Origin of the sequence: Mycolicibacterium chitae (assembly GCF_900637205.1) — a bacterium.
Taxonomy (GTDB): Bacteria; Actinomycetota; Actinomycetes; order Mycobacteriales; family Mycobacteriaceae; genus Mycobacterium; species Mycobacterium chitae.
In genome coordinates this window covers 3620186-3645342 of sequence record NZ_LR134355.1, presented here as the reverse complement: position 1 = coordinate 3645342, position 25157 = coordinate 3620186, and the positions used below count along the sequence as shown (strand labels likewise).

Here is a 25157-nt window from a genome sequence, read left to right as displayed (position 1 = left end):
GGCCGTCTACCGTGTAAACGAGCCAAGTCACTGGACCGCGAAGGAAGCTATTTCGAATGACGCTGACCGCCGATAGCAGCAACGGGATCGACTACAAGGTCGCAGACCTGTCCCTGGCCGAGTTCGGCCGCAAGGAGATCCGACTGGCCGAACACGAGATGCCCGGCCTGATGGCGCTGCGTCGCGAGTACGCCGAGGTGGCGCCGCTCAAGGGCGCGCGGATCTCGGGTTCGCTGCACATGACCGTGCAGACCGCGGTGCTGATCGAGACCCTGGTGGCCCTGGGCGCCGAGGTGCGCTGGGCGTCCTGCAACATCTTCTCCACCCAGGACCACGCCGCCGCGGCCGTGGTCGTCGGCCCGCACGGCACCCCCGAGAAGCCCGAGGGCACCCCGGTGTTCGCCTGGAAGGGCGAGACGCTCGAGGAGTACTGGTGGGCGGCCGAGCAGATGCTGACCTGGCCCGGCGAGCCGGCGAACATGATCCTCGACGACGGCGGCGACGCCACCATGATGGTGCTGCGCGGTGCGCAGTACGAGAAGGCCGGTGTGGTGCCGCCCGCCGAGGACGACGACCCGGCCGAGTGGAAGGTGTTCCTCGGCGTCCTGCGGGAGCGCTTCGAGGCCGACAAGACGAAGTGGACCACCATCGCCGAGTCGGTCAAGGGCGTCACCGAGGAGACCACCACCGGTGTGCTGCGGCTCTACCAGTTCGCCGCCGCCGGTGAGCTGTCCTTCCCGGCGATCAACGTCAACGACTCGGTCACCAAGAGCAAGTTCGACAACAAGTACGGCACCCGGCACTCCCTGATCGACGGCATCAACCGCGGCACCGACGTGCTGATCGGCGGCAAGAAGGTGCTGATCTGCGGCTACGGCGACGTCGGCAAGGGCTGCGCCGAATCGCTGGCCGGCCAGGGCGCCCGCGTCCAGGTCACCGAGATCGACCCGATCAACGCCCTGCAGGCGCTGATGGACGGCTTCGACGTGGTCACCGTGGAGGGCGCGATCGGCGACGCCGACATCGTCGTCACCTCGACCGGCAACAAGGACATCATCACCCTCGACCACATGAAGGCGATGAAGAACAAGGCCATCCTGGGCAACATCGGCCACTTCGACAACGAGATCGACATGGCCGCCCTGGAGCGCTCCGGCGCCGTGCGGGTCAACATCAAGCCGCAGGTCGACGAGTGGCAGTTCGACGGCGACAAGTCGATCATCGTGCTGTCCGAGGGCCGGCTGCTCAACCTGGGCAACGCCACCGGCCATCCGTCGTTCGTGATGAGCAACAGCTTCTCGAACCAGGTGATCGCCCAGATCGAGCTGTGGACCAAGAACGACGAGTACGACAACGAGGTGTACCGGCTGGCCAAGCACCTCGACGAGAAGGTCGCCCGCATCCACGTCGAGGCGCTCGGCGGCGAACTGACCAAGCTCACCAAGGAGCAGGCCGAGTACATCGGCGTCGACGTCGAGGGCCCGTACAAGCCGGATCACTACCGCTACTGATCCGCCCCGAGCAGACACAGAATCGCCCAGATCCGCCCGGATCTGGGCGATTCTGCGTCCGCGGGGCCAAATGTGGGTACCAGGACACGATGAGGCACTGGGGACGACCGGCCGCGCTGAGCCTGCTCGCGGCCGCACTTGTGATGAGCGGCTGTTCCGAGGACGCGGCACCGGAGCAGACCAACACCACCGCGCCCGCCGCCGAGACCACCTCGCCGCCGGGGATGGCCACCGCCGAGATGACCACCGCCGAGACCACCTCGCCGGTCGCCGCGCCGGCCGGCAAGGGGGCGCCGGTCGACGCGGTCGAGCGGGCCCTGCAGACCGCCGCCGGCGCCGTGCCCAACGGCCGGCCCTTCGACCTGGAGCTCGAAACCGAGGACGGCCGACGGGTTTTCGACATCGAGGTGGCCTCCGACGGCAACGAGTTCGAGGTGCGCGTCAACGAGGCGGGCACCGAGGTGGTCGGGCAGCGCCAGGCCGGCGATCCGGGTGACGACGTCGCCAAGGCCGAGGCCGCCCAGGTCGACGCGACCCGCGCCCTGCAGACCGCGCTGGAACGCGAACCGGGGGCCACCGTTGACGAGATCCAGATCGACACCGAACGCGACGTGATCGTCTGGCAGATCGAACTGGTCCGGCCCGACGGCTCGGAGGCCGAGATCGACGTCGACGCGCGCAGCGGCGCCATCGCCGGGGGCTGAGCCGGGGCCGGTTAGGCTCGGCGGCGTGCTCATTGTGATCGAGGGTCTCGACGGTGCCGGCAAACGCACGCTGACCGAAGGGTTGCGCGGCGCCTGGCAGGCCGCCGGGAAAACGGTGTCCACGTTGGCGTTTCCCCGCTACGGCCAGTCCGTGCACGCCGACGTCGCCGCCGAGGCCCTGCACGGCGAACACGGCGACCTCGCCGACTCGGTGTATGCGATGGCGATGCTGTTCGCTCTCGACCGCGCGGGCGCCGCCGAACACATCGCCGAGCTGACCCGCACCCATGACGTGGTGCTGCTGGATCGCTACGTGGCCTCCAACGCCGCCTACAGCGCCGCGCGGCTGCGCCAGGGCGCCGACGGCGCGGCCGCGGACTGGGTGTACCGGCTCGAGTTCGAGCGATTCGGGCTACCCCGTCCGGATTTCCAACTGCTGCTGGATGTTTCGGTGGAGCTGGCCGGCGAACGCGCCCGGCATCGGGCCCGCAACGAGCAGGGCCGGGAGCGCGACGCCTACGAGCGCGACGACGAACTCCAGCAGCGCACCGGCGCGGTGTATGCCGAACTGGCCGCGGCCGACTGGGCCGGCCGGTGGTTGACGCTGGGACCGCAGACCCGCCCCGCCGACGTGCTGAGCGCGGTCGCCGAGGGCTGAGCGCTCACCGCGCCGGCGGATCCGGCGGCATCGGGATCTCGCCATCCACCCGGATCGGTTCGTCGCGGATCTCGCGGCAGGAGATCCGCGCGCTGATCACCGTCGCGCCGGCGGCGCCCAGCAGCAACTGACGGCCGTCGGCGCTGGAAAAGCGCGCGTCGTGGTTGTTCTCGGCGTTGCCGGGCAGCGACACCTCGGTCAGGCCGGCCGCCGCGCTGAGCCGTTCGACCAGCGGGAAAACCCGATCCCACTCCGCGGTGCTCAGATTGTGCGTGGTCACCAGGTTGGGGAAGTACAGCATGAGCCCCTCGTCGACCTCGCCCGGACAGCCCGAGGTCGCCCATTCCCGGTTCCAGTGCCAGGCCGCGGCAGCCGGCACCTGTTCCGAGATGCGTTGTCGCACATCGTCGATCAGGCCGAGCATCTGCTGCTGGGTCTGCCTGAGCGTCGGCAGGGCGGCAAGGTCCATCGGGGTGGCCTCCTCGTTGAGGATGGGGGACTCGGGCTGCTGGCAGGCCGTGAGCAGGCCGACCAGCGCGAGCGCGGTCACCAACATCGGCAGGCGGGGTTTCATCTCATCCTTCCTCGCGGATCAACAACTCCGGGCGGCGATCCGCCAGGCCGGCGGCGACGATCGCCAGGTTGTAGCCGGGGGTGCGCAGCACGGCGTTGGATCCCAGCCGCGGGTACTCCGAATGTCCGCTGGCGCCCTCGCGCGGCGGGCCGTAGGTGGGCTCCGAGGCGTCGGTGGCCAGCCGCTCGAACGGCAACGACGTCGGGTTGGGTCCGTGCGCGCCGAGGTCGGCGATGGACACCGGCAGGTCGATGCCCCACTTGGAGACCTCCTCGGACACCGGGTCGCGGTCGGCGGACATCACGAACGCGTGCCCGTCGGGCAAGAACAGCTGCGATTCGTCCACGATCAGCGCCGGCATGCCCAGGATGGTCTCGTTCGCGTAGCCCAGGCCCGGCGAGCCGTAGAACACCGCGTCGTCGACGACGCCGGTCTCGCCGAGTTCGTTGAGCGCCTGGGCCGTGGTGGTCGAACCGTAGGAGTGCCCGAGCGCCGACAGGTGCACCTCGGAGCCGTGGGCGTTGGTGGCGTTGATGCCGCGGTAGAAGTCGGCGAGGTCCACGGCCCCGGCGTTGGCCCGGTTCTCCAGCACCGCCCCGCCCACGGTCCCGTCGACATCGGGCGGGTCGTAGCCGAACCAGGCCACCGCCGCCACCCGTTCGCCCCCGAAACCGGCGCGCTCCAACTGGAATTCGGCCTCCCGGCGCAGCGCGACGGCCTCGTCGGCCATCGACGGCAGCGACGTGGCATGCGTGGTCATGCCGGGTGTGGTGACCGCGACGTGCTGGGCCTCGTCCGGGTTGCCGATCGCGACGGCGGCCAGCAGTTCGGTGTCGGTGGGCTCGAACATCATCAGGTAGCGGTCCTTGTCGTAGCCCTGACTGGGGTCGCCGTCCACCGACAACGCCCGCTGCACACCGAGCGCCTCGTCGAGGCGCCGGCGCCGGTCGCCGACCATCGCGGTGTAGCCGGAGTTCAGCGCGGCGGCGTTGCGGCCCGGATGGTCGCGGCGGTACTCCTCGCGGCTGGGGATCGAGGCCACCTCGGCGCGCGCCGCGGCGATCTCGCGTTCGAGCGCGTCGATGTTGGCGTCGTGGCGCGGCGGCACCGGGACGCCGTCGCGGTTGCCGATCCAGTCGGGATGCTCCTCGACGACCTTGCGCTGCTCCTCGGGCGACAGCGCGTCCCACCACGCGGTGACCTCGTGCGGCGTCACCCCGGGGCCGTCGGGCGGATACGGCGCCGACAACCCGGACTGCAGCCCCCCGGCCTGCCGCGCGCCCTCGAAATCGGTGGCGCGGCCGCCGGTCACCTTGCCGTCGGCGATGTTGGTGAACACCTCGGCGCAGTCGGCGTCGATGTCGTCGGCCTGCCGGATCAGGGCCTTGGCGCGGGCCTCGATGTCGTCGGCCTCGTCCTGCAGGTCGCGGATCTCCTCCGCGGTGCCGCTGATCGTCACCTCGCCGCCGTCGGACAGGCTCAGGTGCCCCTCGCTACCGGCCACCTCCGCGCGCAGCGCCGTCAGCTGCTGCTGCAGGGTGCTGACGGCCTGGGCGGTCTCCTCGGCGAGGCGTTCCACTGCGCCGAGGACCGCGGCGTCGTCGAGCACATGCGCGCGCGCCGTGGCGATCCGCTCGCGGGCCACGTCGGCGGCCGGCGATTCCCACCCGGGTAGGCCGGCCAGGTTGCCCAGTTCGGTCGCGGCGCGCTGGGCGGCCTCGAGTTCGGCGCCCAGCTCGGTGGCCACGGTCTTCAGGGCCGCGACGTCCCAGCTCTCGATCTCGCTGAGCAGCATGGCTCAGAGCGGGGACGGGCCGCGGTGATAGCGCAGCGCCTCGGCGCCGGCCAGGGCGGTGGCCACGTACTCGCGGGCGGCCAACCGCAGCTTGTCGGCCACGTCGGCCAGCTCGGACTCGGCGCGCCGGCCCTGCCGGTGCACGGTGTCTCCGAAGGCGACGAATCCCGGCCGGGCGCGGTCTTGCCAGGCCGCGTCGTGCGCGGACAGCTCGACGGCCAGCGCGCGGCGTTCGGCCCCGGCGGCCGCACCGATGGAGTCCAGGTAGTCGGCCGAATAGATGACGTCGGACGGGGTCATCGACAACGAGCCGGGATCTGCCATGCATCCTCCCCGATGCCTTGAGCCATTTGCTGCCGAGCGCAACAACTCCGTGGAGATCCTAAGCGCCGCGCCGACCGCGGGGTGACGCAATTTGTCCCGGGCGCGGGCGCCGGGGGAGCCCGCAGTGAGATTGTTTGTGGTCCGCGGCGTGTGGTAGCAGAGTTTTGTCACGGTTTGGTGACACCATGGACAGTCATGAGGCAAAGAATCCTGGTCGTCGATGACGACGCATCGTTGGCCGAGATGCTGACCATCGTCCTGCGGAACGAGGGTTTCGACACTGCCGTCATCGGCGATGGCACCCAGGCGCTCACCGCGGTGCGGGAGCTCCGCCCGGATCTGGTCCTGCTGGACCTCATGCTGCCCGGGATGAACGGCATCGACGTCTGCCGCGTGCTGCGGGCCGACTCCGGGGTGCCGATCGTGATGCTCACGGCCAAGACCGACACCGTCGACGTGGTGCTGGGGCTCGAGTCGGGCGCCGACGACTACGTCATGAAGCCGTTCAAGCCCAAGGAACTGGTGGCCCGGGTCCGCGCGCGGTTGCGCCGCAACGAGGACGAGCCGGCCGAACTGCTCTCGATCGGCGACGTCGAGATCGACGTGCCCGCGCACAAGGTCACCCGCCAGGGCGAGCAGATCTCGCTGACGCCGCTGGAGTTCGACCTGCTGGTGGCGTTGGCGCGCAAACCCCGCCAGGTGTTTACTCGGGATGTGCTGCTCGAACAGGTTTGGGGCTACCGGCATCCCGCCGACACCCGGCTGGTGAACGTGCATGTGCAGCGGTTGCGGGCCAAGGTCGAGAAGGACCCGGAGAACCCGCAGGTGGTGCTGACCGTTCGAGGAGTGGGATACAAGGCCGGACCTCCGTGATTCCAGCCGGCGGCGACGGATGTGAGCGCCGCGGATGATCATCGGGCGCTCTAAGCGGCGAAGCCGGGGCCGCTGGGGGCGATCGGGTCCGCTGCTGCGCGGGCTGAACGCCCTGAGTCGTGCCGTCGGGGTGGCCTGGCGGCGTTCCCTGCAACTGCGCGTGGTGGTCCTGACCCTCGGGTTGTCGCTGACGGTCATCCTGGTGCTGGGCTTCGTGCTCACCAGCCAGATCACCGATCGGGTGCTCGACGTGAAGGTGCGCGCGGCCACCGAGGAGATCGAGCGGGCCAGCACCGCGGTCGCCGGGATCGTCGGCGGCGAGGAGACCCGCTCCCTGGACAGCAGCCTGCAACTCGCGCGCAACACCTTGACCTCGCGGGCGGCGCCCACCTGGGGCACCGGGCTGGCGGGCACGTTCGACGCCGTGCTGGTGGTGCCGGGGGACGGGCCGCGGGCCGCGACGGCCGCCGGGCCCATCGACGAGGTGCCCGAGGCGCTGCGCGAATTCGTCAAGGCCGGTCAGGTCAGCTACCAGTACGCCACCGTGAACACCGAGGGTTTCTCGGGATCGGCGCTGGTCATCGGCTCGCCGACGGCCTCGCGGGTGACCAACCTCGAGCTGTACCTGATCTTCCCGCTCTCCGGTGAGGAACGCACCATCGCGCTGGTGCGCGGGACCATGGTCACCGGCGGCCTGGTGCTGCTGGTGCTGCTGGCCGGCATCGCGTGGTTGGTGTCGCGGCAGGTAGTGCAGCCGGTGCGGTCGGCCTCGCAGATCGCCGAGCGCTTCGCCGAGGGGCACCTCACCGAGCGGATGCCCGTGCGCGGCGAGGACGACATGGCCCGGCTGGCGGTGTCGTTCAACGACATGGCCGAGAGTCTGAGCCGCCAGATCACCCAGCTCGAGGAGTTCGGCAACCTGCAGCGCCGGTTCACCTCCGACGTCAGCCACGAGTTGCGCACCCCGCTGACCACGGTGCGGATGGCCGCCGACCTGATCCACGACCAGCGCGACGAACTGGATCCGTCGCTGCGGCGCTCCACCGAGTTGATGGTCAACGAACTCGACCGGTTCGAGTCCCTGCTCAACGACCTGCTGGAGATCTCCCGGCACGACGCCGGCGTGGCCGAGTTGTCGGTGGAGGCCGTCGACCTGCGTTCGACGGTCAACAGCGCGCTGGACAACGTCGGGCACCTCGCCGACGACGCCGGCATCGAGTTGCTGGTCGACATGCCCGGCGAGGACGTCATCGCCGAGGTGGACCCGCGCCGGGTGGAGCGCATCCTGCGCAACCTGATCGCCAACGCCATCGACCATGCCGAACACAAGCCGGTGCGCATCCGGATGGCCGCCGACGAGGACACGGTCGCGGTGACGGTGCGTGACTATGGTGTGGGTTTGCGGCCCGGTGAGGAGAAGCTGGTGTTCAGTCGGTTCTGGCGGTCGGACCCGGCGCGGGTGCGGCGCTCCGGCGGCACCGGGCTGGGACTGGCGATCAGCATCGAGGACGCCCGGCTGCACCAGGGCCGGTTGGAGGCCTGGGGCGAACCCGGCAACGGCGCCTGCTTCCGGCTGACGCTGCCGCTGGTGCGCGGCCACAAGGTGACGACGAGCCCGCTGCCGATGAAGCCGGTCGGCGCCGAGAGCCGGGACCGGCAGCAGCAGGCCCGGACCCGCGAGCACGCCGGAGAAGGCGTGTGAATCGCCTCCTGGCTGTGCTGGTCGCCTTGGGCGCCGCCGTCGCGTTGCTCGCGGGCTGCGCCGGCGTGCCCAATTCCTCTGCGCCGCAAGCCATCGGCACCGTCGAGCGGCCGGCCCCGCAGGATCTGCCCAAGCCGACCCCCGGAATGGCCCCGGATCAGTTGCTGCGGGAATTCCTCAAGGCCACCGCCGATCCCGCCAACCGGCACCTCGCGGCCCGGCAGTTCCTCACCGAATCCGCCTCCCGGGAATGGGACGACGCGGGCAGCGCGCTGCTGATCGACCGCGTGGTGCTCACCGAGACCCGCACCGCGGGCAAGATCTCGGTGCAGATGAAGGCCGACATCCTGGGGTCGCTGTCGGACATGGGGGTCTTCGAGACCGCCGCGGGACCGCTGCCCGACCCCGGCCCCATCGAGTTGGTGAACACCCCCGACGGCTGGCGCATCGACAAGCTGCCCAACGGTGTCTTCTTGGACTGGAAGCAGTTTCAGGAGACCTACAAGCGCCACCCGCTGTACTTCGTCGACCCGACGGGCGACACCACGGTGCCCGATCCCCGCTACGTCGCGGTCTCCGATCGCGATCAGTTGGCCACCGAACTGGTGTCCAAGCTGATCTCGGGGCCGCGGCCGGAGATCGCCAACTCGGTGCGCAACATGCTCGGCTCACCGCTGCAACTGCGCGGGCCCATCACCCGCGCCGACGGCGGCAAGACCGGGATCGGCCGCGGCTACGGCGGCGCGCGGATCGAGCTGGAGAACCTGCCGAGCTCCGATCCGCAGAGCCGGGCTCTGCTTGCCGCACAGATCATCTGGACGCTGGCCCGCGCCGACATCCGGGGCCCGTACGTGATCAACGTCGACGGTCTGCCGCTGGACGACCGCTTCGCCGACGGCTGGGAGACCTCCGATGTCGCGGCGACCGACCCGGGCGCCGCCGCCGGGGCCTCGGCCGGGCTGCACGCCCTGGTGGGCGGGTCGCTGATGTTCCTCGACGGGCCGAGCGGCACCCGCGTCGACGGTGCGTTCGGGGCGATGCCCGACCAACGGTCCGCGGCGCTGTCCCGGGACGGCAACGGGGTGGCCTCGGTGGTGGCCGTGCGGGTGAACACGCCCGAGGTCGCCTCGACGCTGTGGATCGACAACAACGGCCAGGACGCCGTCGAGGCCATCAAGGGCCGCACCATCACCCGGCCCACCTGGGGCCTCGACGGGGCGGTGTGGGTCGTGGTGGACGGCAACAACGTGGTGCGGGTGACCCAGGAGGCGGCCACCGGCGCGCCGGCGCGCGTCCCGGTCGACTCGATCGCGGTGGCCACGAAGTTCCCCGGCGCCGTCACCGAACTGCAGCTGTCCCGCGACGGCACCCGTGCCGCGCTGGTGATCGAGGGGCAGGTGATCCTGTCCGGCGTCGAGGAGACCCCGGGCGGACAGTTCGCCCTGACCTATCCGCGCCGGCTCGGTTTCGGGCTGGGCTCCTCGGTGGTGTCGCTGTCCTGGCGGACCGGCGACGACATCGTGGTCAGCCGCGACGATCCCGCGCACCCGGTGTCGTATGTGAACCTCGACGGGGTCAACTCCGACGGCCCGAGCCAGGGGCTGACCATGCCGGTCGGCACGGTGGCGGCCAACCCGTCGACGGTCTATGTGGCCGACCGGCAGGGCGTGCAGCAGCTGTCCGGGTCCGGTGCCGACAACCAGCAGGCGTGGTCGGGCGTGCGCGCCTTCATGATCCCGGGTGCGGTGCCGGTGCTGCCGGGCTGAGCGGTGTCGGTGGGTGGCCGCACACTCGCGGTGTGCTGGACCTGATCCTGCCGTTGGAGTGCGGCGGCTGCGGCGCCCCGGGGACGCGTTGGTGCTCCGCCTGCGCGTCGGCGTGGCGGGTCGGCGTCGACCAGCCGCACCTGGTGGCCCCGCGCCAGGACCCCGGCGTCCCGGTGTTCGCGCTGGGCCGCTACGCGGGGGCGCGGCGCGCGGCGATCGTCGCGCTCAAGGAACATCGACGCACCGACCTGACCGCCCCGCTGGCGGGTGCGCTGGCCCTCGGCGTGCACCGGCTGCTGCGGTGGGGACTGGTGAGCCTGCCGCTGGTGCTCGTGCCCGCGCCCACCCGGCGATCCTCGGCGCGCCGCCGCGGCGGCGACCCGGTGCTGCGGACGGCCGCCGCGGCCGTGGCCGCACACCCCGGGATCGCCGTCGTGCCCGCGTTGCGGATGCGGGCGGGCGCGCGGGACTCGGTCGGACTCAACAGCCGGGGCCGCGAACGCAACGTCGCCGGGCGCGTCCTGCTGACCCGCCGCGTCCCCGCCGGGGCGGAGGTTCTCGTCGTCGACGACGTCGTCACCACGGGCGCCACCGCGCGGGAATCGGTGCGCGTCCTGCAAACTTCCGGGGCGCGCGTGACGGGTGTGCTCACGCTGGCGCACGCGTGACCCGGCGCCGGGTTTTCGGCGTCGAATCGGGCCGGATGTGACGCCGGTCGAAAGTTCCGGCAACGCGTGCACCAAAAGGGTGGCACGTTTGGGTGAACTGCGACTACCTTCGGGTGCAACGACCGCAAGAGCCTTGCGGCGGGGCTTCTGACCCGAGGCCCACACAGCTGTGTGGAGCCGATGCGTGAGGAGGTGAGTTCTCGACCCCAGGCGCCGGTGGATCGAGCGTCGGACACCCTCACCGCGCATGTTGTGTATCAGCCAGGCACGCGCTCGCGTGCAAAGCGACACAGAATCGAGTTGTCAAGCATGTCAAGCCAATCCGTGAATTCTGCCCAGACCCTGGTCTCCGAGAAGTCGGAGACCAAGCCGTCTGGACCGAACGCCGAAGTGGTGGTCAAGGGGCGCAACGTCGAGGTGCCCGACCACTTCCGGATCTATGTCTCGGAGAAACTCGCCCGCTTGGAGCGGTTCGACCGCACCATCTACATGTTCGACGTCGAACTCGACCACGAACGCAACCGTCGTCAGCGCAAGAACTGTCAGCACGTCGAGATCACCGCGCGGGGTCGCGGCCCGGTCGTGCGCGGTGAGGCCTGCGCCGACAGTTTCTATGCCGCGCTGGAATCCGCGGCCGCCAAACTCGAGGCCCGGCTACGGCGACACAAGGACCGCCGCAAAATTCATTACGGCGACAAGACGCCGCTGTCGCTCGCCGAGGCGACCGCCATCGTGCCGGAGGCCTTCGAGCGCCCGTCCGCCCCCATCGAGACCCCGGAGGCCGCGGCGGAACCGCACGAACCGGGTCAGGTGGTCCGGGTCAAGGAGCACCCGGCCAAACCGATGACCGTTGACGACGCGCTCTACGAGATGGAGCTCGTCGGCCACGACTTCTTCCTGTTCCACGACAAGGAGACCGACAAACCGTCGGTGGTCTACCGCCGGCACGCCTTCGATTACGGCCTGATCCGGCTGGCCTGATCCGGAGCCGACATCCGCGCGCGTGCGGCCCGGGCGGAATCCGCCCGGGCCGCCACGTCGGTTCGAGGCCGACTTCGCCGGGGTATATTCGCGCGTCACCTACGATGGTGCCGAGATAAAACTCCAATCCTGTAGGGGATACATCTAGTGCTGTCTAAGCTGCTGCGCCTTGGTGAAGGTCGCATGGTCAAGCGCCTCAAGGGGGTGGCTGACTACGTCAACACCTTGTCGGACGACGTCGAGAAGCTCACCGACGACGAACTGCGCGCCAAGACCGATGAGTTCAAGCGGCGGGTCGCCGCCGGTACCACCCTCGACGACCTGCTGCCCGAGGCGTTCGCGGTGGCCCGCGAGGCGGCCTGGCGGGTGCTGTCCCAGCGCCCGTTCGACGTGCAGATCATGGGCGGTGCGGCCCTGCACTTCGGCAACGTCGCCGAGATGAAGACCGGTGAGGGCAAGACCCTGACCTGTGTGCTCCCGGCGTACCTGAACGCGTTGGGCGGCGAGGGCGTGCACGTCGTCACGGTCAACGACTACCTGGCCAAGCGCGACGCCGAGTGGATGGGCCGGGTGCACCGGTTCCTGGGTCTGGACGTCGGCGTCATCCTGTCGCAGATGACCCCGCCGGAGCGGCGGGCCGCCTACGGCGCCGACATCACCTACGGCACCAACAACGAGTTCGGGTTCGACTACCTGCGCGACAACATGACCCACTCCGTGGACGACATGGTGCAGCGCGGCCACAACTTCGCGGTGGTCGACGAGGTCGACTCCATCCTGATCGACGAGGCGCGCACCCCGCTGATCATCTCCGGTCCCGCCGACGGCGGCGCCGCGCACTGGTACACCGAGTTCGCCCGCATCGTCCCGCTGATGGAGAAGGACACCCACTACGAGGTGGACCTGCGCAAGCGCACCATCGGCGTGCACGAACTCGGCGTCGAGTTCGTCGAGGATCAGCTGGGCATCGACAACCTGTACGAGGCCGCCAACTCGCCGCTGGTCAGCTACCTGAACAACGCCATCAAGGCCAAGGAGCTGTTCCACCGGGACAAGGACTACATCGTCCGCAACGGCGACGTCGTCATCGTCGACGAGTTCACCGGTCGCGTGCTGACCGGCCGGCGCTACAACGAGGGCATGCACCAGGCCATCGAGGCCAAGGAGCACGTCGAGATCAAGGCCGAGAACCAGACCCTGGCCACCATCACGCTGCAGAACTACTTCCGGCTCTACGACAAGCTCTCCGGCATGACCGGTACGGCCCAGACCGAGGCCGCCGAGCTGCACGAGATCTACAAGCTGGGCGTCGTGCCGATCCCGACCAACCGGCCGATGGTCCGGGCCGACCAGTCCGACCTGATCTACAAGACCGAGGAAGCCAAGTACATCGCCGTCGTCGACGACGTCACCGAGCGCCACGAGCAGGGCCAGCCGGTCCTGATCGGCACCACCAGCGTGGAGCGCTCGGAGTACCTGTCGCGGCAGTTCACCAAGCGCCGCATCCCGCACAACGTGCTGAACGCGAAGTACCACGAGTCCGAGGCGAACATCATCGCCGAGGCCGGCCGCCTCGGCGCGGTCACGGTGGCCACCAACATGGCCGGCCGCGGTACCGACATCGTGCTCGGCGGTAACCCCGACTTCCTCGCCGACAAGCGGCTGCGGGACCGAGGCCTGGATCCGGTCGAGACGCCCGACGAGTACGAGGCCGCCTGGGACGAGGTGCTCGAGACCATCAAGGCCGAGGCCGCCGAGGAGGCCGACAAGGTGCGCGAGGCCGGTGGGCTCTACGTGCTGGGCACCGAACGGCACGAATCGCGCCGCATCGACAACCAGCTGCGCGGCCGCTCGGGCCGCCAGGGTGACCCCGGCGAATCCCGGTTCTACCTGTCGTTGGGCGACGAGTTGATGCGGCGGTTCAACGGCGCGACGCTGGAGTCGTTGCTGACCCGGCTGAACCTGCCCGACGACGTGCCGATCGAGGCCAAGATGGTCACCCGGGCCATCAAGAGCGCCCAGACGCAGGTCGAACAGCAGAACTTCGAGGTCCGCAAGAACGTCCTCAAGTACGACGAGGTGATGAACCAGCAGCGCAAGGTCATCTACGCCGAGCGCCGCCGGATCCTCGAGGGCGAGGACCTGCAGCAGCAGGCCCACGACATGATGGTCGACGTCATCACGGCCTACGTGGACGGCGCCACCGCCGAGGGCTACTCCGAGGACTGGGACCTCGAGAAGCTCTGGGAAGCACTCAAGACGCTGTACCCGGTGGGCGTCGATCACCGGACGCTGCTGGACTCCGACGCGGTGGGCGAGCCCGGCGAGCTGACCCGCGAGGAGTTGCTCGACGCCCTGCTCACCGACGCCAAGGCGGCCTACGCGCGACGCGAGGCCGAACTCGAGGAACTCGCCGGCGAGGGCGCGATGCGCCAGCTCGAACGCAACGTGTTGCTCAACGTGATCGATCGCAAGTGGCGCGAGCACCTCTACGAGATGGACTACCTCAAGGAGGGCATCGGGCTGCGCGCGATGGCCCAGCGCGATCCGCTGGTCGAGTACCAGCGCGAGGGCTACGACATGTTCCGGGCGATGCTGGACGCGCTCAAGGAAGAGTCGGTGGGCTTCCTGTTCAACGTCCAGGTCGAGGCGACCCCGGCTCCGGCGGTCGCACCCGTGCAGGCCCCCGGCGGTCTGGCCGCGTTCGCCGAGCAGGCGGCGGCCAAGCAGGCCGAGCCCGCCGCGCCGGCCGAACCCGAGGAGACCCCGGCGCCCGCGCCGACCGGCGGCCGGCACGCGGCCCCGGTGGGCCTGCGCGCCAAGGGGATCGACAACGGCGAGTCCGCGCCCGCGCTGACCTACTCCGGCCCCGCCGAGGACGGCCAGGCCGCGGTGCAGCGCTCCGGTGGACCCCAGCCCGCGGCGGCCGCCGCCGGCGGCGGGACCCGTCGGGAGCGTCGCGAGGCCGCCCGCAAGGCCGCGAAGGCCTCGCGCAAGGGCTAGCCCCACGGGTCAGCCGATGTGCAGCGCCACGATCTGCCAGCGGCGGTCGGACGCGGCAGCGCGCCACTCGATGCGGCACGCGATCGCATGCGTGCGGTGGTGCCGCGAGTAGGTGGCGGCCACTTCGAACGCGCGCTCGTCGCGGTCGCAGGGCTGCACCCGCGCGCGGCGCAGCACCGCCGCGCCGCGACGCGCGCCCGCGGTGCGGCCGAACGCCAGCACCGAGTCGGCGAGCCCCGAGGACATCAGCGCGCGCAACTGGGTGGGCGGCCGGCGTCGGTCGATGACCTCGAGCACCGTGCGCAATGCCGCGTCGGCGAAGGCCGCGGCGGAGCCCAGCTGCGGCGACGGCGCGCGGCGGGAAGGGCCGGTCGGCACCGCCTCGAGGTGCCGCACGGGCGGGCGTCGGACCGGTGGGGCGGGCCAGGCGGGGGCCGCGGCGCCGATCGCCGGTTCGTAGTCGATGACCGGGATCACGATCGCGGGGACAGCGGGTGCGGTGCTGCTCGCAACGGTCACGTCGGAACCCTCCAGTTTGCGCGGCGAAAATACGCTCGACCTGCTGGAGAGTGGCAGGAACGACGAGAGTGATCCTGGCACAGACGGCGCCGGCGCGTGTGCACCCGTTGTGCACAACCACCACTGGGCCGGTTAACGTGACAGCAGCAGGTTGACACGCAAGGGGGGACGACACCGGCAATGGTGACCAGGTTGTCGGCATCGGACGCGTCGTTCTATCAACTCGAGAACAGCTCGACACCGATGTACGTGGGTTCGCTGTCCATTCTGCGCCGACCGCGCTCCGGACTGAGCTACGAGACGCTGCTGGCCACCGTCGAGCAGCGGCTGCCGCAGGTGCCCCGGTACCGGCAGAAGGTCCGGGAGATCACGCTGGGGCTGGCGCGCCCGGTCTGGATCGACGACCCCGACTTCGACATCACCTACCACATCCGCCGCTCGGCGCTGCCGTCCCCGGGCAACGACGCCCAGCTGCACGACCTGGTGGCCCGGCTGGGCTCGCGGCCGCTGGACAAGACCCGCCCGCTGTGGGAGATGTACCTGGTCGAGGGCCTGGCCAACAACCGCATCGCGATCTACACCAAGAGCCATCAGGCGCTGGTCAACGGCTTGAGCGCGGTCGAGATCGGGCACGTGATCGCCGACCGCACGCAGAAGCCGCCGGTCTTCGGCGAGGACATCTGGATCCCGGCGCGCGAACCGGGCACCGCCGAGTTGGTGCTCGGGGCGGTGGGGGACTGGTTCTCCGGCCCGCGCGAGCAGCTGGCCGCGGTGCAGTCGGCGGTGACCGGCATCGTCTCGAGTTCCGATCAGCTCGTGGAGACCGGGCGCCGGCTCGCCGATGCGGCGCGCATCGTCGCGCGCGGCACGGCGCCGAGCAGCCCGTTGAACACCCGGGTGTCGCGCAACCGGCGGTTCACGGTGGCCAGCGGCAGCCTCGAGGACTACCGGCGGCTGCGGGTGCGCTACGACTGCGATGTCAACGACGTGATCCTGGCCGTCGTCGCCGGGGCCCTGCGCAACTGGCTGCTGTCCCGCGGCGAGCCGGTGAAGCCGACGACGACGGTGCGCGCCATGGCACCGATGTCGGTCTACCCGGAACTGGACGACGACGGCGCGGCCGGCCCGGGTCAGGCGATCAGCGAGGTGACGCCGTTCCTGGTGGATCTGCCGGTCGGGGAGGGCAACGCGGTGGTCCGGTTGTCGCAGATCGCCCACGCCACCGAGTCGCACCCGACGGCCACCAGCCTGGTCGACGCGCGCACCATCGTGACGCTGTCGGGGTTCGCGCCGCCGACCCTGCACGCCATGGGAATCCGGGTGGCCACCAGCTTTGCTGCGCGCACGTTCAACCTGTTGATCACCAACGTGCCGGGCGCGCAGACCCAGATGTACGTCGCGGGGGCCAAGCTGCTCGAGACCTATGCGGTGCCGCCGTTGCTGCACAACCAGGTGTTGGCCATCGGGGTGACGTCCTACTGCGGGCGGGTGTACTTCGGGATCAACGCGGACCGGGAGGCGATGAGCGACGTCGACGTGCTGCCCGCGTTGCTGCGCGAATCGCTGGAAGAACTGCTCGAAGCCGCCAAATAGGTCGGCCACCGAACTTTGCCGAAGCGATTGACCTGGCCCGCGGAACGCGGTCTGATGGGTACACCATGTCGAAAACTGAATCAGGGAAACGAGAACGCACCAGGCCCGCCCGCGCCACGCAGGGCGCGTTTCGATCACCGACCGGGACCGTCGTGCCCCGGCATCACCCCGTGCTCGACCAACCCGTCGAGCACAAGGCGTACGGCCGCGGCGGCGGCATCGACTGGGTGGTTTTCGGCGTCACCGCGCTGATCGCGGTCGCCTTCCTGGTGTGGGGCTTTGTCGACACCGAGGCGTTGGCGTCCGCATCGTCGAGCGCCCTGGGCTGGGTGATTGACAACACCGGCTGGCTGTTCGTGTTGACTGCCACGGGATTCGTGGTGTTCGTGGTGTGGCTGGCGCTGAGCCGATACGGCAACATCCCGTTGGGCCGCGACGACGAGGAACCGGAGTTCCGGACCGTGTCCTGGATCGCGATGATGTTCAGTGCCGGCATGGGAATCGGGCTGATGTTCTTCGGCGTGGCCGAGCCGCTGTCGCACTTCACCGATCCGCCCCCGGGGACCGGGTCGCCCACCGTGGAAGCCGCGATGGCCACCACGCTGTTCCACTGGACGCTGCATCCGTGGGCGATCTACGCCGTCGTCGGCCTGGCGATCAGCTACGGGGTCTACCGCAAGGGCCGGTTGCAGCTGATCAGCGCGGCCTTCGAACCGTTGATCGGCGATCGCGCCAACGGTGCGTGGGGGAAGGTCATCGACATGTTGGCGATCTTCGCCACCCTGTTCGGGTCGGCCGCCTCCCTGGGCCTGGGCGCGCTGCAGATCCGCAGCGGGCTGGGCATCGTGGCCGGGATCGGGGAAACCGGCAACACCATCCTGATCGTCATCATCACGATCTTGACGATGGCGTTCGTGCTGTCGGCGGTGTCCGGGATCGCGCGCGGGATCCAGTGGTTGTCCAACATCAACATGGTGTTGGCCACGTTGTTGGCGCTGTTCGTATTCGTGGTCGGTCCCACGGTTTTCGTGCTGAATCTGCTGCCGACGGCACTGGGCAGCTACTTCCAGGATCTGGCGATGATGTCGGCCCGCACCGGCGCCGAGGGTGCCGAGGTGAACGCCTGGCTGGAATCGTGGACCATCTTCTACTGGGCGTGGTGGATTTCCTGGACCCCGTTCGTCGGGATGTTCATCGCGCGCATCTCCCGGGGGCGCACCATCCGGCAGTTCGTCGCCGGTGTGCTGTTGGTGCCCAGCGTCGTGTCGCTGATCTGGTTCTGCGTGTTCGGCGGCGCGGCCATCCGGGAGCAACAGCAGGGCGCCGATCTCGCCGGGGAGGGCAGCGTCGAGGAGCAGCTGTTCAGTTTGCTGGCGCAGTATCCGTGGGCGGCGGCGGTCAGCGTCGTCGTGATGCTGCTGGTGGCCATCTTCTTCGTCTCGGGCGCCGATGCCGCCTCGATCGTGATGGGTTCGCTGTCGGAGCGCGGCACCATCGCACCGTCGCGGCCCACGGTGATCTTCTGGGGTTGCGCCACCGGGGCGGTGGCCGCGGTGATGTTGCTCGTCGGCGGGGCAGACGCGTTGACCGGTCTGCAGTCCATCACGATCATCGCCGCGGTGCCGTTCGTGCTGGTGATGGTCGGTCTCGCGGTGGCATTGGTCCGGGACCTGAGCAGCGACCCCATGGTGGTGCGTCGCGAATACGCCGTGGAGGCCGTCAATTCCGCGGTGATCACCGGCGTCACCCACCACGGCGACGACTTCGTGATCGCGGTGGAAAAGGATCCCGACGCGGATGGCTAGGGGCAAGAATGGCTAAGGTCAAGAAGATCCCCGCCGAGCTCTACACCGCCGAATTGTTCCGCCTGCAAACCGAATTCGTGAAGTTGCAGGAGTGGGTCAAGCACACCGGGACCCGGCTGGTGGTGGTGTTCGAGGGCCGCGACGCCGCGGGCAAGGGCGGCACCATCAAGCGCATCACCGAATACCTCAGCCCCCGGGTGGCGCGGATCGCCGCGCTGCCCATCCCCACCGAGCGGGAACGCGGGGAGTGGTACTTCCAGCGCTACGTCGCCCAGCTGCCGACGCGCGGCGAGATCGTCCTGTTCGACCGGTCCTGGTACAACCGGGCCGGAGTGGAGAAGGTCATGGGTTTCTGTAGCCCGCACGAACATTCGCTGTTCCTGCATCAGGCGCCGATCTTCGAGCAGATGCTCATCGACGACGGGATCCTGTTGCGCAAGTACTGGTTCTCGGTGTCGGACGTGGAGCAGTTGCGCCGCTTCCGGAAGCGGTTGAAGGACCCGGTCCGGCAGTGGAAGCTCTCGCCGATGGATCTGGACTCGGTGTACCGCTGGCAGGACTATTCGCGGGCCAAGGACGAGATGATGGCGCACACCGACACCCCGGTAAGCCCCTGGTACGTCGTCGAATCTGACGTCAAGAAGCACGCGCGGCTGAACATGATGAGCCATCTGCTGTCCACCATCGACTACCACGAGGTCAAGCGGCCCAAGGTGAAGCTGCCGGACCGGCCGCAGCAGGCGCGCGACTACCAGCGGCTGCCCCGGGAGCTGTCCACCTACGTGCCCGACCACGTCGCGACCCTTTTGGACCGATAGTCTGCGGGCATGCGGGTCTACCTCCCGGCGACGCTGGGCATGCTGCGCCAACTGGTTTCCGACGGCGAGTTGTTCCCGGTCGGCGGCACGGCGTTCGCGGTGACCCCGACCTTGCGGGAGGCCTACGCCGAGGGCGACGACGACGAGTTGGCCGAGGTGGCGCTCGGCGAGGCGGCGCGCGCGTCGCTGCGGCTGTTGGCCGCCGAGGCGCCCGAGGACGGCGAGGACGTGCAGGGGCCTGAGGCGCAGGCGTCTGACTCCCAGGGATCGCTGCCGCTGCGGCGCGCGGTGATCGTGGCCGACATCGAGCCGGCGACGGCCCGTCCCGACCTCGACGACGCGGTGGTGCGGGTGGGTGCGCCGTGCCGTCTCGATGCGGTGGCGGCGGTGTACGTGGACATCGCGGACGCCGAGGCGGCGGTCCGCGCGGCGATGGCCGTCATCGACGAGGCGGACCTGGGCGACGAGGATGCCGAACTGACCGTCGGCGATGCGCTGGATCACGATCTGGCCTGGTACGCGACGCAGGAACTGCCGTTTCTGCTGGAACTGCTGTAGCGGAGTTCCCGCGGCCAGCGCTGGATACGGTACCGTAAGTTACGGTACCGTAGGTTATCTCCCGGGCTTCGGGAATGTTCATGCACCGCCACCGAGGCAGGAGCTCTCATGGCCAAGAACTACATCAAGGTCAGCGCCAAGGTGGGTGACACCGTCCGTCCCACCGTGGCCGGCGCCGACAAGCATCCGGGCTGGCATGCGCTGCGCAATCTGGTCGCCCGGATCACCACGCCGCTGCTGCCCGACGACTACCTGCACCTGGCCAATCCGCTGTGGTCGGCGCGCGAACTTCGGGGTCGCATCCTGGAGGTGCGCCGCGAGACCGAGGATTCGGCGACGTTGGTGATCAAGCCCGGCTGGGGCTTCACCTTCGACTACGAACCGGGGCAGTACATCGGCATCGGCGTGCTGATGGACGGTCGGTGGCGCTGGCGGTCGTACTCGCTGACCTCGGCGCCGGTGGCGGGTTCGAACACCATCACGATCACCGTCAAGGCCATGCCGGAGGGGTTCCTGTCCAGCCATCTGGTGGGCGGGGTCGCCCCGGGCACCATCGTGCGACTGGCCGCCCCGCAGGGCAATTTCGTGATGCCCGACCCCGCGCCCGGCAAGGTGTTGTTCCTCACCGCGGGCTCCGGGATCACCCCGGTGATGTCGATGTTGCGCACGCTGGCGCGCCGCGATCAGGTCTTCGACATCGTGCATCTGCATTCGGCGCCCACCGAGGCCGACGTGATGTTCGCCGGCGAGTTGGCCGCGCTGGCCGAGACCCATCCGGGCTATCGGCTGCGGGTGCGGGCCACCCGGACCGAGGGTCGGCTGGATCTGGGCAAGCTCGACGCCGAGGTCTCGGACTGGCGCGAGCGGCAGACCTGGGCCTGCGGCCCGGAGGCTATGCTCGCGGACGCCGAACGCCTGTGGTCCGGCGGCGGTCTGGACGACCAGCTTCATCTGGAGCGGTTCGCCGTCTCGCGGGCTGCCCCGCACGGCGCCGGTGGCACCGTCACCTTCGAGCGCAGCGGCAAGACCGTCCACGCGGACGCCGCCACCTCGCTGATGGACGCGGGGGAACAGGCGGGGGTGCAGATGCCCTTCGGCTGCCGGATGGGTATCTGTCAGACCTGCGTCGTCGGCCTGGTCGACGGCCACGTCCGGGACCTGCGCACCGGCGACGAGCACGAACCGGGCACCCGCGTGCAGACGTGTGTGTCGGCGGCGTCCGGCGATTGTGTGTTGGACATCTGACAATTACTCCCTGGTAACCTACGGGGCCGTAGGTTACGCTAGCGTAGGTACGACGAGAGGAGGTCGACGATGGCAATCACTGACATTCCGGCATTCACGCACTTGACTGAGGCCGACATCGAGAGCCTGGCGTTCGAGTTGGACGCCATTCGGCAGGACATCGAAGACTCCCGTGGTGAGCGAGATGCGCGGTACATCCGGCGCACCATCGCCACGCAGCGTGGACTCGAGGTGGCCGGCCGGCTGTTGCTGCTGGGCAGCTCCAAGCGGTCGTTCTGGTGGGCCGGGACCGCGACATTGGGCGTGGCCAAGATCATCGAGAACATGGAGATCGGCCACAACGTCATGCACGGTCAGTGGGATTGGATGAACGATCCCGAGATCCACTCCTCGAGCTGGGAGTGGGACATGACCGGGGCGTCGAAGCACTGGCGGTTCACCCACAACTTCATGCATCACAAGTACACCAACATCCTGGGCATGGACGACGACGTGGGCTTCGGCCTGATCCGCGTCACCCGCGACCAGAAGTGGACGCCGAGCAACCTGTTCAACCTGGTCTACAACACCATGTTGGCGGCGCTGTTCGAGTGGGGCGTCGGCCTGCAGCACCTCGAACTCGGCAAGATCTTCAAGGGCCGCGACGACCGCGCCGCCACGCTGGTGCGGATGCGCGAGTTCGGCGTCAAGACCGGTCAGCAGCTGCTCAAGGACTACGTGGCCTTCCCGGCGCTGACGGCGCTGTCGCCGGCGGCGACGTTCAAGTCGACCGCCAAGGCCAACGCGGTGGCCAACATCATCCGCAACATCTGGGCCAACGCCGTGATCTTCTGCGGCCACTTCCCCGATGGCGCAGAGAAATTCACCAAGACCGACATGGTCGGCGAGTCCCAGGGGCACTGGTACCTGCGGCAGATGCTCGGCAGCGCCAACTTCGAGGGTGGCCCGCTGCTGCGCTTCATGAGCGGCAACCTGTGCCATCAGATCGAGCATCACCTGTACCCGGATCTGCCCAGCAACCGGTTGCACGAGATCTCGATCCGGGTGCGCGAGGTGTGCGAGAAGTACGATCTGCCCTACACCACCGGGTCTTTCCTGGTGCAGTACGGCAAGACGTGGCGGACCATCGCCAAACTGTCGCTGCCGGACAAGTTCTTGCGCGACACCGCCCACGACGCGCCGGAAACGCGCAGTGAGTGGATGTTTGCCGACCTGGGGCCGGATTTCGCGGCCACCGACGAGCGCACCGGGCGTCGGCGCGGGCTCAAGAGTGCCATCCAGCGCGTGCGCGCGGCGCGAAAAGCCCGTCGACTCAACCAGATCGAGGACGATCGGACCGATCGCGCGGCCTGATGACCTGCGGTCTCGCCCTTGCGGCGCGAAGACCGGATTAGCGATCCACCTCCTCGGGAACACCAACGAACAGGGTCCGCACCCACCGGCGCGGCCCTGTTCTTGGCAGCTATCGAGGAAGGTAATCATGAACCGGCTTCTGCCCGCCGTAGCGGGCGCGTCCTGGCTCACCGCCGCACTGATCTTCGCTGGCGGTGCGAGCGCGGCACCCGCGGACGAGTACGAGGACTACGAGGACGCCGACGCCGCCGCGGTGGTCGAGGAACTGCGCAGCCAAGGGTTCGGGGTGCAGGTGCACGGCGCGCGCAACGGCCCGCTGACCGAGTGCGATGTCGAGGGCGTGTCGTCGGACGAGTCCGGCACCAAGATCGTCGACGTGACGTGCACACCGGACTACACCGGCTAGTTCTCGGCCCCCTCGCGCAGCGCGCGAAGTAGGTTGCGCGCGGCGGCAACTCGACCCACGGCCGGCCCGGACAGCTCATCGAGGGCACATTCGGGGTCGGCCGGCGGGCCCATGTGGCCGCACCCGCGCGGGCAATCGGCGATGGCCTCGGCCAGGTCGGAGAAGGACAACAGCACATCATCGGTCTCGATGTGCGCCAGCCCGAACGACCGGATGCCCGGGGTGTCGATCACCCAGCCGCCCCCGGCCAGCGGTAACGCGACGGACTGCGTGGAGGTGTGCTTGCCCTTGCCGACGCCGGACACCTCACCGATCGCGCGATCGGCCTCGGGCACAATGCGATTCACCAGCGTGGATTTCCCGACCCCGGAGTGTCCGAGCAGCACGGTCAGCTTGCCGGCCAGCACCGGCTCCACGGCGTCCAGCGGATCATCACGCCCGGCGGTCAGCACGGTGAGGTCCAGGTCGGCGAACTGCGCCGCGAACGGTTCCGGCGGAGCCAGATCCGACTTCGTCAGGCACAGGATCGGCCGCAGCCCGCCGGCGTAGGCGGCGATCAACGCCCGCTGCACCAGCCCCGCCCGCGGCGGGGGATCGGCCAGCGCGACGACGATCAGCAGTTGATCGGCGTTGGCCACCACCACCCGCTCGGTGGGGTCGGTGTCATCGGCGGTGCGGCGCAACACCGTTCGGCGTTCCCGGCGCCGCACGATGCGCGCCAGCGTGTCCGGCCGGCCCGACAGGTCGCCGACCACGTCGACGTCGTCGCCCACCACGATGGGGGTGCGGCCCAGCTCCCGCGCCCGCATCGCCGTCACCGGGCGGCGCGGATCACCGCCGAGCACGCAGCCCCAGCGGCCCCGGTCCACCGTGACCACCATCGCCGACTCGGCGTCGGCATGGTCGGGACGGTTCTTGGTGCGCGGCCGCGAGCCCTTGCCCGGGCGGATCCGGACATCGGATTCGTCGTAGTGGTGCGTCCGCCCCGCCATCGGCGGCCCTACCCCTGGCCCGCCAGCATGTCGGCCCACAGTTCGGGAAACTCCGGGAGGGTCTTGGCGGTGGTGTCGATGTCATCGATCTCGACACCGCTCACCCGGAGCCCGATGATGGCCCCCGCCATGGCCATTCGGTGATCGGCATAGGAGTGCCAGGTGCCGGCGCGCAGCGGTGTCGCGGTGATCGTCAGACCGTCCGCGGTCTCCTCGCACTGCCCGCCGAGGCCGTTGATCTCGGCGCTGAGCGCGGCCAGGCGGTCGGTCTCGTGCCCGCGCAGGTGCGCGATCCCGCGCAGCCGGGACACCGAGCCCTCGACGGCCAGGGCGGCCAGCGCGGCCACCGCCGGGGTCAGCTCGCCGACCTCGTTGAGGTCGACGTCGAAGCCGTCGTAGGACAGCGCGCCGCGTACCTCCAGATGCGAATCCGTCTGCGACACAGTGGCCTCGGCGAGCCTGAGCACCCGCAGGATGGTGTCGGAGGCCTGCAGGCTGGGCGACGGCCACCCGGTGATGCGCACGGCGCCGCCGGTGACCACCGCGGCCGACAGGAACGGCACGGCGTTGGACAGGTCCGGTTCGACCTGCCAGTGCCGGGCGCTGACCGGGCCGGGCTCCACCCGCCACTGATCAGGGGTGCTGTCGTCGACGCGGACCCCCGCCTGACGCAGCATCTGCACCGTCATCGCGATGTGCGGGGCCGAGGGCACCGTGGCCCCGGTGTGCCGGACGGTCACCCCGTCGGTGAACGACGGGCCGCACAGCAACAGCCCCGAGACGAACTGCGACGACGCCGAGGCGTCGATGTCGACCGGGCCGCCGGCCACCGCACCGGAACCGATGACCTTGAACGGCAGGCCGTCGCCGTCGATCTGCACGCCGAGGGTGCGCAGGCCGGCCAGCAGCGGCGCGATGGGCCGCGTGCGGGCCTGCTCGTCGCCGTCGAATTCGACGGGGACCGTCCCGAGCGCCGCCAGCGCCGGCACGAACCGCAGCACCGTGCCCGCCAGTCCGCAGTCCACCCGCGCATCCGGCGGCGGCGCCACCGCCCCGGAGATGGTCAGTTCGGAGTTGTCGCCGTCGACGTCGAGGCCCAGGGTGCGCAGCGCGCCGATCATCAGGTCGGTGTCGCGGCTGCGCAGCGCCCCGCTGATCGTCGAGGGGCCCGCGCCCTGCGCGGCGGCCAGCGCCGAGAGCAGCAGCGTGCGGTTGGTCAGCGACTTCGACCCGGGGACGGTGACGGTGGCATGGACGGGCGTGGCCGTCTGCGGGGCCGTCCAACTCTGTTGCGGCACGGATCCATCCT

General features: G+C 69.7%; 22 protein-coding genes. 16 read left to right on the top strand and 6 right to left on the bottom strand.

Going from position 1 to position 25157, the window contains the following annotated elements:
- Window positions 1-56 precede the first annotated feature (56 nt).
- The 3 genes from ahcY to EL338_RS17385 all read left to right on the top strand — a co-directional run bounded on the left by ahcY (window position 57) and on the right by EL338_RS17385 (window position 2873).
- Window positions 57-1511, top strand: coding sequence for an adenosylhomocysteinase (gene ahcY, locus EL338_RS17395; protein ID WP_126334886.1), 1455 nt, complete (start codon window positions 57-59; stop codon window positions 1509-1511).
- Between the two features lie 89 nt (window positions 1512-1600).
- On the top strand, window positions 1601-2215 hold the full coding sequence (locus tag EL338_RS17390; RefSeq protein WP_163792214.1) for a PepSY domain-containing protein: 615 nt from the start codon (window positions 1601-1603) through the stop codon (window positions 2213-2215).
- A 25-nt stretch (window positions 2216-2240) separates the two neighbouring features.
- On the top strand, window positions 2241-2873 hold the full coding sequence (locus EL338_RS17385; protein ID WP_126334885.1) for a dTMP kinase: 633 nt from the start codon (window positions 2241-2243) through the stop codon (window positions 2871-2873).
- Window positions 2874-2877: 4 nt separating this feature from the next.
- Here EL338_RS17385 and EL338_RS17380 read toward each other — a convergent pair whose 3' ends face one another.
- From EL338_RS17380 to EL338_RS17370, 3 genes are read right to left on the bottom strand one after another with little or no spacing between them, the layout of a single operon-like run.
- Window positions 2878-3447 (bottom strand): LppA family lipoprotein, encoded by a 570-nt coding sequence (locus EL338_RS17380; RefSeq protein ID WP_126334884.1) that lies wholly within the window; start codon window positions 3445-3447, stop codon window positions 2878-2880.
- Window position 3448: 1 nt separating this feature from the next.
- Window positions 3449-5242, bottom strand: a complete 1794-nt coding sequence (locus tag EL338_RS17375; protein WP_126334883.1) for an alpha/beta hydrolase — start codon at window positions 5240-5242, stop codon at window positions 3449-3451.
- A gap of 3 nt (window positions 5243-5245) precedes the next feature.
- Window positions 5246-5566 (bottom strand): type VII secretion target, encoded by a 321-nt coding sequence (locus tag EL338_RS17370; RefSeq protein WP_126334882.1) that lies wholly within the window; start codon window positions 5564-5566, stop codon window positions 5246-5248.
- A 195-nt stretch (window positions 5567-5761) separates the two neighbouring features.
- Here EL338_RS17370 and mtrA point away from each other — a divergent pair, with 195 nt between their 5' ends.
- The 6 genes from mtrA to secA all read left to right on the top strand — a co-directional run bounded on the left by mtrA (window position 5762) and on the right by secA (window position 14559).
- Window positions 5762-6439 (top strand): two-component system response regulator MtrA, encoded by a 678-nt coding sequence (gene mtrA, locus EL338_RS17365; protein ID WP_126334881.1) that lies wholly within the window; start codon window positions 5762-5764, stop codon window positions 6437-6439.
- Between the two features lie 34 nt (window positions 6440-6473).
- Window positions 6474-8141, top strand: a complete 1668-nt coding sequence (gene mtrB / locus EL338_RS17360) for an MtrAB system histidine kinase MtrB (protein ID WP_126334880.1) — start codon at window positions 6474-6476, stop codon at window positions 8139-8141.
- The gene (gene lpqB / locus EL338_RS17355; RefSeq protein ID WP_126334879.1) at window positions 8138-9907 is read left to right on the top strand and encodes an MtrAB system accessory lipoprotein LpqB; all 1770 of its coding nucleotides are present in this window, start codon (window positions 8138-8140) and stop codon (window positions 9905-9907) included. Before mtrB ends, lpqB begins: the two co-directional genes overlap by 4 nt.
- 32 nt (window positions 9908-9939) lie before the next feature.
- A complete protein-coding gene (locus EL338_RS17350; protein WP_126334878.1) occupies window positions 9940-10575 on the top strand; it encodes a ComF family protein in 636 nt (211 codons plus the stop codon).
- 309 nt (window positions 10576-10884) lie between these two features.
- Window positions 10885-11556, top strand: a complete 672-nt coding sequence (gene hpf / locus EL338_RS17345) for a ribosome hibernation-promoting factor, HPF/YfiA family (protein ID WP_126334877.1) — start codon at window positions 10885-10887, stop codon at window positions 11554-11556.
- Window positions 11557-11703: 147 nt separating this feature from the next.
- A complete protein-coding gene (gene secA, locus EL338_RS17340; RefSeq protein WP_126334876.1) occupies window positions 11704-14559 on the top strand; it encodes a preprotein translocase subunit SecA in 2856 nt (951 codons plus the stop codon).
- Window positions 14560-14568: 9 nt separating this feature from the next.
- On the opposite strand, the gene EL338_RS17335 is transcribed toward secA, so the two are convergent.
- Window positions 14569-15078, bottom strand: coding sequence for an Rv3235 family protein (locus EL338_RS17335; RefSeq protein ID WP_126334875.1), 510 nt, complete (start codon window positions 15076-15078; stop codon window positions 14569-14571).
- A gap of 180 nt (window positions 15079-15258) precedes the next feature.
- Between EL338_RS17335 and EL338_RS17330 the strand changes: the two genes are divergently transcribed.
- The 7 genes from EL338_RS17330 to EL338_RS17300 all read left to right on the top strand — a co-directional run bounded on the left by EL338_RS17330 (window position 15259) and on the right by EL338_RS17300 (window position 22856).
- Entirely contained in the window at window positions 15259-16671 is a 1413-nt protein-coding gene (locus tag EL338_RS17330) for a WS/DGAT/MGAT family O-acyltransferase (protein WP_126334874.1), read from the top strand.
- 65 nt (window positions 16672-16736) lie between these two features.
- On the top strand, window positions 16737-18476 hold the full coding sequence (locus EL338_RS17325) for a BCCT family transporter (RefSeq protein ID WP_126334873.1): 1740 nt from the start codon (window positions 16737-16739) through the stop codon (window positions 18474-18476).
- Between the two features lie 8 nt (window positions 18477-18484).
- Window positions 18485-19294, top strand: coding sequence for a polyphosphate kinase 2 (gene ppk2, locus EL338_RS17320; protein WP_126334872.1), 810 nt, complete (start codon window positions 18485-18487; stop codon window positions 19292-19294).
- Between the two features lie 9 nt (window positions 19295-19303).
- Window positions 19304-19852: a DUF6912 family protein gene (locus EL338_RS17315; protein ID WP_126334871.1), complete on the top strand. Its 549-nt coding sequence runs from the start codon at window positions 19304-19306 to the stop codon at window positions 19850-19852.
- Window positions 19853-19960: 108 nt separating this feature from the next.
- The gene (locus tag EL338_RS17310) at window positions 19961-21097 is read left to right on the top strand and encodes a ferredoxin reductase (RefSeq protein WP_126334870.1); all 1137 of its coding nucleotides are present in this window, start codon (window positions 19961-19963) and stop codon (window positions 21095-21097) included.
- Window positions 21098-21166: 69 nt separating this feature from the next.
- A complete protein-coding gene (locus tag EL338_RS17305; RefSeq protein ID WP_126334869.1) occupies window positions 21167-22450 on the top strand; it encodes a fatty acid desaturase family protein in 1284 nt (427 codons plus the stop codon).
- 127 nt (window positions 22451-22577) lie between these two features.
- On the top strand, window positions 22578-22856 hold the full coding sequence (locus tag EL338_RS17300) for a hypothetical protein (protein WP_126334868.1): 279 nt from the start codon (window positions 22578-22580) through the stop codon (window positions 22854-22856).
- Here EL338_RS17300 and rsgA read toward each other — a convergent pair.
- Together rsgA and aroA are read right to left on the bottom strand one after the other, a co-directional pair.
- A complete protein-coding gene (gene rsgA / locus EL338_RS17295) occupies window positions 22853-23848 on the bottom strand; it encodes a ribosome small subunit-dependent GTPase A (protein WP_126334867.1) in 996 nt (331 codons plus the stop codon). The two genes, EL338_RS17300 and rsgA, sit on opposite strands and share 4 nt — an antisense overlap.
- Before the next feature lie 8 nt (window positions 23849-23856).
- Window positions 23857-25146, bottom strand: coding sequence for a 3-phosphoshikimate 1-carboxyvinyltransferase (gene aroA, locus EL338_RS17290; RefSeq protein WP_126334866.1), 1290 nt, complete (start codon window positions 25144-25146; stop codon window positions 23857-23859).
- Between the last annotated feature and the right edge of the window lie 11 nt (window positions 25147-25157).